This window comes from Protofrankia sp. Cr2, assembly GCF_963555885.1.
Lineage (GTDB): Bacteria > Actinomycetota > Actinomycetes > Frankiales > Frankiaceae > Protofrankia.
In genome coordinates, this window is the sequence record NZ_CAUVXG010000022.1 from 62,166 (window position 1) to 70,276 (window position 8,111).

Sequence of the window (8,111 nt, forward strand, 5' to 3'; positions counted from 1 at the left end):
GGGGCGGTCGTCGAACAGCTGGCCGTCGAACAGCTGGCCGGCGAGCGGGCGTCCGGCGAGCGGGCGTCCGGCGAGCGGGCGTCCGGCGAGCATTGCGGCGGCGGGCGTGACCGGGACGGCGGATCGGGGGCGCTCGCGGTCACCGCGGGCGCCGGCCTCGACGGTATGGACGCCTATCTCACCCGTTTTCTACCGGCCCTGGTCATGGTGGTGGTCGTCCCGCCGTTCCTGCTCGTCCGTATCGCCGGTGCGGACCTCACGTCCGCGATCATGCTCGCGGTCGCCCTGCCACTGGTTCCGATCTTCATGGTGCTGGTGGGGCTCGCCACCCGGGCCCGGACCGACCAGCAGTGGGCGGTGCTCGGCCGGCTGTCCGGGCACTTCCTCGACGTCGTCGAGGGTCTGCCGACGCTGAAGATCTTCAATCGGGCGAAGGCCCAGGTGGAGGTGATCCGCCGGATCACCGATGCCTACCGGGAACAGACCATGGTGGCGTTGCGCTGGGCGTTCGTGTCGTCGTTCGTGTTGGAACTGCTGGCGACCCTGTCGGTGGCGCTGGTCGCGGTGTCGGTCGGACTTCGGTTGGTGTCGGGCTCGCTGGACCTGCGCAGCGGGCTGCTCGCGCTGCTGCTCGCCCCGGAGGTGTACCTGCCGCTGCGCCAAGTCGGCACGCAGTATCACGCGACCGTATCCGGCCTGACCGCGGCCGGCGCCGCCCTCGATGTGATCGACGCCGTACCCGCTGACGTCGTGCCCGCAGATGTCGTTCCCGTTCCGGTTCAGTTCGACACACTGCGGCTGGACGGGGTGCAGCTGCGCCATGCGCAGCGCGTCGACCTGACCATCCGTCGCGGTGAGATCGTCGCACTGGTCGGGCCGAGCGGCGCGGGGAAGAGCACGCTGCTGGCACTGCTGCGTGGGGCGCTCATCCCGGCGCAGGGCCGGGTGCTGGTGGATGGCACCGATCTCGCCGCCCACGATCCGGCCGGGTGGCGGGCCCGGATCGCCTGGCTGCCGCAGCGTCCCCATGCGGTCTGCGGTGGCACGGTCGCCGATGAGGTCCGGCTGGGACGGCCGGGCGCCGGTGCCGCCGAGGTCACCGCCGCATTGGTCGCCGCGGGTGCGCCACCGGCGGGCCGCGCGGTAGGCGAGGACGGCGGGGAGCTGTCAGCCGGTGAGCTACGCCGCGTCGCGCTGGCCCGGGTGCTGGTCCGCAACGCCGCGTTGGTCCTGCTCGACGAACCGGGGGAAAGCCTGGACGCCGCCGCGGAGGAGCATGTGGCCGCGGCGGTCGCGGCGCTGCGCGGACATGCGACGGTGGTACTCGTGGCGCACTCCGACGTGCTTGCCGGGGTCGCCGACCGGGTGATCACAATCTCGGCGGGACGGGTGATCGACGACCGCACGACGGTCCCCACGCCGTTGCGCCCACCGGGCGTTCCCGTTGCAACACCCGTCGTCGTCCCGATTGCCATCGTCCCCGATGCTGTCCCTGATGCCGCTGTCGGTGCTGTCGGTGCTGTCGGTGCTGTCGGTCTGTCGGGAGCGTTGCCACGGCGGCTGTTGGTGCTCTTCGCTTCGGCGTGGCAACGGTTCGCGCTCGGTATCCTCGCCGGGGCGGTCGCCCTGGGGTGCGGCATCGGCCTGACCGCCACTTCGGCCTGGCTGATCGTCCGGGCGGCACAGCACCCACCGGTGCTCACGCTGATGGTCGCGGTCGTCGCCGTGCGCGCCTTCGGGCTCGGTCGGCCGGTCTTTCGTTACGTCGAGCGTCTTTCCAGTCACGACGCGGCCCTACGCGGACTGGCGCAGCTGCGTGCGGAGGTGTTCGCGCGGCTGGTCCCGCTCGCTCCCGCGGGTCTTGGTAGCCATCGGCGCGGGGACCTGCTGCGCCGTTTCACCGCGGACGTCGACGGGGTCGGGGAGTCGCTGTTGCGGGGTGTGGGCCCGGCCGTGTCCGCGGCGCTGGTCTGTGCCGGGGCGGCGATCGGTGTCGCGGTGGTGCTGCCGGCCGCGGGCGCCGTCCTGGCGGTCGGTCTCGCCGTGGCCGCGGTGATCGCCGGGCCGGTGACCGCCCGCCGTACCCGTGGGACGGTCACCGCCACCGCGCTGGCGCGGGCGCGCAGGGACACCGAGATCGTCTCCCTGCTCGACGGTCTGGACGAGTTTGTCGCGTTCGGCGCTGTCCGGTCCCGGCTTGCGCTGCTGCGCCGCCGCGACGACGAGATCCTGCGGCTGGTCGGGCCGTGGCAGCGGGCACCGGCATGGGGGACGGCGACCGGCTCCCTTGCCGCCGGTCTCACACTGGCGGCCGTCAGCGTCGTCGGGGTGAACGCCGTGCACCGCGCGGCGCTGTCCCCGGTGATGCTCGGCGTGGTCGTGCTCACCACGATCGCCGCTTTCGAGCCGCTGGCGGGCCTGACCGGCGCCTTCGCGGCGCTCGCCGAAGCCCGCCAGGCCGCAGGTCGGATCTTCGCGGTCCTCGATCGCGAGCCCCCGGTCGGCGAGCCCGCTCGGCCCCGACCGCTGCCCGCCGGCCCGCTCGACGTCCGCATGGACGGCGTCCGCATGCGGTACGGCCCGGATGGCCCGCTGGTGCTCGACGGATTCGATCTGTACCTACCGGCCGGTGGCCGGGTCGCCCTGGTCGGGGCCAGCGGCGTGGGCAAGAGCAGCGTCGTCGACCTGCTGCTGCGCTTCCGCGATCCCGTGCTGGGCCGGGTCGAGGTCGGTGGCGTCGACCTGCGGCACGTCGGAACCGACGAGCTGTATCAAAGTGTCACCGGGATGACACAGGATGCGCACGTGTTCGACGCGACGGTGCGGGAGAATCTACTGATCGCGCGTCCCGGGGCGGCTGACGTGGAGCTCACCGGCGTGCTCGCCCGGGTGGGGCTCGGCGACTGGGTCGCGGCCCTGCCGGACGGCCTTGCGACCCGGGTCGGGGCGGACGGCGAGCGGATGTCCGGCGGCCAGCGCCAGCGGTTGCTGCTGGCCCGTGCGCTGCTCGCCGATCCACGGGTGCTCATCCTCGACGAACCGACCGCGCACCTTGATCCGGTGACCGAGACTGCGGTGATGCGCACGATCCTGGACGTGACCCGCGGCCGGACGCTCCTGCTCATCACCCACCGCACCAGCGGTTTCGATGAGCTGGACGCGGTCGTGACGCTGGCGGGCGCCGCCGACGGGGTTGCCCGGGGGATGCCCACCCTGCGCCGCGTCGCCTGACCGGGTGACCGGCTCGGGTGACCGGATGGGGTGACCGGCTCGGGTGACCGGATGGGGTGACCGGCTCGGGTGACCGGCTCGGGTGACCGGATCAGGACCCGCCGCAGGCCACCTAGGCGTCCTGATCCGGCACACGGGTACGGGCCGACCACGACAGTCGGGTGCCGGCGCCGGCGGGGGAGAACACGCTGAACCTGCCCCCCAGCTCCTCGGCCCGGCTGCGCATGTTGGCCAACCCGCTGGAGTGCTTGCGACCATCGGGATCCACGCCGCCGATCCCGTTGTCGATCACATCCACCCGGACCTCTCCGTCGGTGGACCAGACCGTCACGTGCACCTGCGTCGCCCGCGCATGCCGGGCGACGTTTGACAGGGCCTCGCGCAGGACGGCGACCAGATGCTCCCCGACAACATCACTGACGGTTGAGTCCACAGCACCCTCGAACCGCAGGTGCGGGGTGAACCCGAGGGATGCGGTGGCGTCGTCGACGATGTCGAGGAGCTGCCCACGCAGGCTCGGAAGATTATGGCGGCCGCGCCGGCGCAGTTGGAAGATGGTCGTCCTGATCTGGCCGATGGTCTCGTCCAGATCATCGATGTAAGATGCGAGCCGCTCGGACTGCTGGTTGGTCGCCTCGGTCTGCGCGGCCAGGCCCTGCAGCCCGATCGCCGTGGCGAAGATCCGTTGGATCACGTGATCGTGCAGGTCGCGGGCGATGCGGTCGCGTTCCTCCAGGACGGCTATCCGGTCGCGGTCGGCGCGGGCCTGGGCCAGTTCGAGCGCCAGCGCGATATGCCCGGCGAATCCCGACGCCATGTCGATGTCGGCATCGGTGAACAGTCGGCCGTCGGTACGCCGGCCGAGCACGAGTGCGCCGACGCTCTCGCCCGAGGCGATGAGCGGAATGACCATCAGCGGGCCGCTGCGCCCGGCCAACGGATCAGACGCGGGAACAACGGTGCCGACCAGCCCGTCGGGGTATTCGCCGGTCGCGACCTGCACGATGAGTTCCTCGGGCGATGATCGCGGCAGCAGGACGGCGGAGAAGTCGGCGTCGGCGACTTCCTGGGCTCTGCGCGCAATCAGCTCCAGCGGGTTCGGTCCTTCAGCCAGCAGATGGCGGGTGATGTCGGCGGACGCCTGCAACCAGCGTTGCCGCCGCTGAGACTCCTCGAAAAGACGTGCGTTCTCGATGGCGACACCGGCGCTTGCGGCGAGTGCCTGCACGAGCTCCTCGTCTTCCGCGGTGAAACGCGATGCGTTCTGTTTGTCCGTCAGGTAGAGATTGCCGAAGACCTTGGTTCCGATACGGATCGGAACGCCGAGGAAACTGTGCATGGGCGGATGCCCGGGTGGGAAGCCGTCCGCCCGGCGATCGGTGGTGATGTCGTCGAGCCGCAGTGGGTAGGGCTCGCGGATGAGCAGGCCGAGGATGCCCTTGCCACGAGGAAGATCACCAATCCGGCGAACCATGCTCTCGTCGAAGCCGACATGGATGAACTGCTCGAGGTGCTGGTCGTGGGCGATCACGCCGAGTGCTCCGTAGCGGGCATCGACGAGATCACAGGCCGCTTCGACAATGCGGGTGAGCACGACGGACAGGCTCAGGTCGGAGGCGACCATGCGGTTCGCGCGCAACAGACCGCGTAAGCGACTCTGCGTCACGATCAGGTCCTTCGCCCGATCGACCCGATGGGTCACGAAATCGTCGCCGTATGGTTGCACGGCGTTCTCGCTGCCAGCGTCCGCGTTCATGATGATCTCAACGTATTACGACTGGCGGCCGGTTGATCCGTCAGCCGGACAACGTCGCGCGAATCATCCCGGCTGGCGCGGTGTGCCCCGGTGGCGGCCGTGACGACCTACCGGTCCCCGCACTTCCGGGTGATTCTCTTCACCGCCGACCGGATTCTCCACCGGATCCGCCGACAGATTGTTAGTATCTGGCGCCGGCGCGGAGTCGGCCGGCAATCGCCGGGGTACGTTCTCGTGATCGGGCGATGATTGGCAAATCCGGTCGAACGGAAGATGTGAATGTTCACCGGACGTGGCGAAAACAGCCGAGGGCGTGGGCTGGCGTCTTCCCGGTACGGCATCGGTACGGCATGGTCCGGGTGAACCTCGCCGGCGGCCACAGGCGGTGAGAGGAAGCGGGCGATGAGCGACTTCGTCGGAGCGATCGACCAGGGCACCACGAGCACTCGCTTCATGATTTTCGATCATGATGGCAACGAGGTCGGGCGCCACCAGTTGGAGCACCAGCAGATTCTGCCCTGCTCCGGATGGGTCGAGCACAATCCCGTGGAGATCTGGGAACGCACGGCGGTGGTCATCCAGTCGGCGCTGGCCGGAGCCCACCTCGGGTCGTCGGACCTGGCCGCGCTCGGCGTCACCAACCAGCGGGAGACCACCGTCGTGTGGAACCCGCATACCGGCCGGCCCTACTACAACGCGATCGTCTGGCAGGACACCCGAACCGACCGGCTCGCGTCGGCGTTGATTCGGGATGGTCGCGGTCGGATCATCCAGAGCAAAGCCGGTGTGCCGCCCGCGACCTACTTCTCCGCAGCCAAGATCCAGTGGATTCTCGACAACGTGGACGGGGTCCGCAGGGCGGCGGAGCGGGGCGACGCGATCTTCGGAACCATGGACAGCTGGCTGCTGTGGAACCTCACCGGGGGTCCGCACGGCGGGGTGCACGTGACGGATGTGACCAACGCCAGCCGCACCATGCTGATGAACCTGCAGACCCTCGACTGGGACGACGAGCTGCTGTCGTTGTTCGACATCCCGCCCGCCATGCTCCCGACGATCCGGTCGTCATCCGAGCCGGCCGGCTACGGGACGACCACGCAGGCCGGGCCGCTGGGCGGTGAGGTGGCGTTGACCGGCGCGCTCGGGGACCAGCACGCCGCGACCGTCGGCCAGGTGTGCTTCGCCCCCGGCCAGGCCAAGAACACCTACGGCACCGGCAACTTCCTCCTGCTGAACACCGGAACGCGAGTCGTGTGGTCCGGTAACGGCCTGCTCACCACGGTCGGCTACCGGTTCGGTGACCAGGATCCCGTATATGCGTTGGAAGGCTCGATAGCGGTCACGGGCTCGGCGGTGCAGTGGCTGCGGGACAATCTCGGCATCATCGCCAGCGCGGCACAGAGTGAGGCGCTGGCCCGCCAAGTGCCTGACAGCGCCGGCATCTACTTCGTCCCCGCCTTCTCGGGGCTGTTCGCGCCGTACTGGCGCTCGGACGCGCGCGGAGTGGTCGTGGGCCTGTCGCGCTTCCACACCGGGGCACATCTGGCCCGCGCCGCGCTGGAGGCGATCTGCTACTCCAGCCGTGACCTGGCCGAGGCGATGTGTCAGGACTCCGGTGCGGGGTTCGACGTTCTGCGGGTCGACGGCGGCGTGACAGCCAACGACCTGTGCATGCAGACGCAGGCGGACATCCTCGGGATTCCCGTCAGCCGACCTGTGATCGCGGAGACGACGGCCCTGGGCGCGGCCTACGCGGCCGGCCTCGCGGTGGGCTTCTGGCGGGACACCGAGGAACTCGCCGCGCACTGGCGGGAGGACCGCCGGTGGGAACCCGAGTGGTCGGTCGACCGGCGCGAAAGCGGGTACGCGGGCTGGCGTAAGGCGGTTGAACGCACCCTGAACTGGGTGGATGTGGGCTGAGTCACCAACGGTGTTTCCTGGACCGAGAAACAACTGAAATTCACGCACCGCCCAACGGTCGGAATCGGAATGAGTGGGCGGCGAAGGGCTGCTCGGCCGCTGCGGGAAGACGCCAGCCTACTCCAGTGGAAACGGTTCACCCTGTCGGTATGGCACTGGTAACAGAGTGACCCCGCCGACGGCGGCCCGTCCGAAACATCGCCGTCACCGTGTTACCTCGCTGCCGGGTGCCGTTTGTTGTTTCGGTCACGCGTCGGGGTCGGCGGGATTCGGTGTGGATTGCATGCTAACGTCGATCATATGTTGCTGCACGGAGTGGCCGGTCGGCAGCGTCATCATCCTGATGCCGGCTGGATATGCCAGTTGGAGATGCCAGTTGGATATGCCGGCCGCTTCGTGCGCACTCGCCCTTGAAGACGTAGGACTCCCGGAGGACCCGTGTCGAAGTCGAAATGGCAGAGACAACTGAAGGCATATGACAGACGGCTCCTCGAAGGCCAGTCGATGGACGAGGAACAGAAGACCGACTATCCGCTGGGCTGGTATTTCGCCCGGTTCAGTGAAGATCTCGTGCCCGGTCAGGTCATTCCCGTGGAGTTCATGTCTCACCAGTTCGCGCTCTTCCGGGGGAAGAACGGCGACGTCGGAATGATCGACAGTCAGTGCTGCCACATGGGTGCTGACCTCGCCCGCTGCGGGACCGTCGTCGATGATCGGATTAAGTGCGGCTACCACGCCTGGGAATTCGGGACGGACGGTGGCTGCGACGTCATCCCGGGGCTGGATCGGTCGAAGATCCCCCCACGGGCGGGCCAACGGTCGATCCCCGTCCGTGAACACGCCGGCAACATCTGGTTCTGGTACGGGCCGGAGCCAGTCGGTGAGTTCACGGAGGTCTCCTACGCCGACTCCAAGAAGTACCTCAACCTCAAGGGTCAGGTCTACATCGCGCACGGGAAACTGCTGCCGGTAGCGGAGCACGTTTCCGACATCTACCACTTCCCGAACGCCCACAAGGGCACCGGGCGCCTTGAGTACGCGGTCATGGTGAACAAGGAAGACCGTCTTGAATACCAGCTCCGGCCGGCCGACGACGCGAGCCGGAACAAGGTCCAGCGGTGGTTCAAGCCGTTCGCGTTCATCGAGATGATCGGGCCGTCCGCGGCCATCTACCGGACGCAGAAAGATGCCACGATCGACCGCT

General features: G+C 68.9%; 4 protein-coding genes. 3 read left to right on the top strand and 1 reads right to left on the bottom strand.

What is annotated here, in order from left to right:
* Nucleotides 1-3,231: thiol reductant ABC exporter subunit CydD (gene cydD / locus U9978_RS12435; RefSeq protein WP_322761263.1), on the top strand; the 3,231-nt coding region annotated here is incomplete at its 5' end.
* Nucleotides 3,232-3,343: 112 nt separating this feature from the next.
* On the opposite strand, the gene U9978_RS12440 is transcribed toward cydD, so the two are convergent.
* Nucleotides 3,344-4,987: a GAF domain-containing protein gene (locus U9978_RS12440; protein WP_322761264.1), complete on the bottom strand. Its 1,644-nt coding sequence runs from the start codon at nucleotides 4,985-4,987 to the stop codon at nucleotides 3,344-3,346.
* Between the two features lie 402 nt (nucleotides 4,988-5,389).
* Here U9978_RS12440 and glpK point away from each other — a divergent pair, with 402 nt between their 5' ends.
* Together glpK and U9978_RS12450 are read left to right on the top strand one after the other, a co-directional pair.
* On the top strand, nucleotides 5,390-6,907 hold the full coding sequence (glpK, locus tag U9978_RS12445; RefSeq protein WP_322761265.1) for a glycerol kinase GlpK: 1,518 nt from the start codon (nucleotides 5,390-5,392) through the stop codon (nucleotides 6,905-6,907).
* 438 nt (nucleotides 6,908-7,345) lie between these two features.
* A partial coding sequence (locus U9978_RS12450) for a Rieske (2Fe-2S) protein (RefSeq protein ID WP_322761266.1) occupies nucleotides 7,346-8,111 on the top strand: 766 nt, incomplete at its 3' end.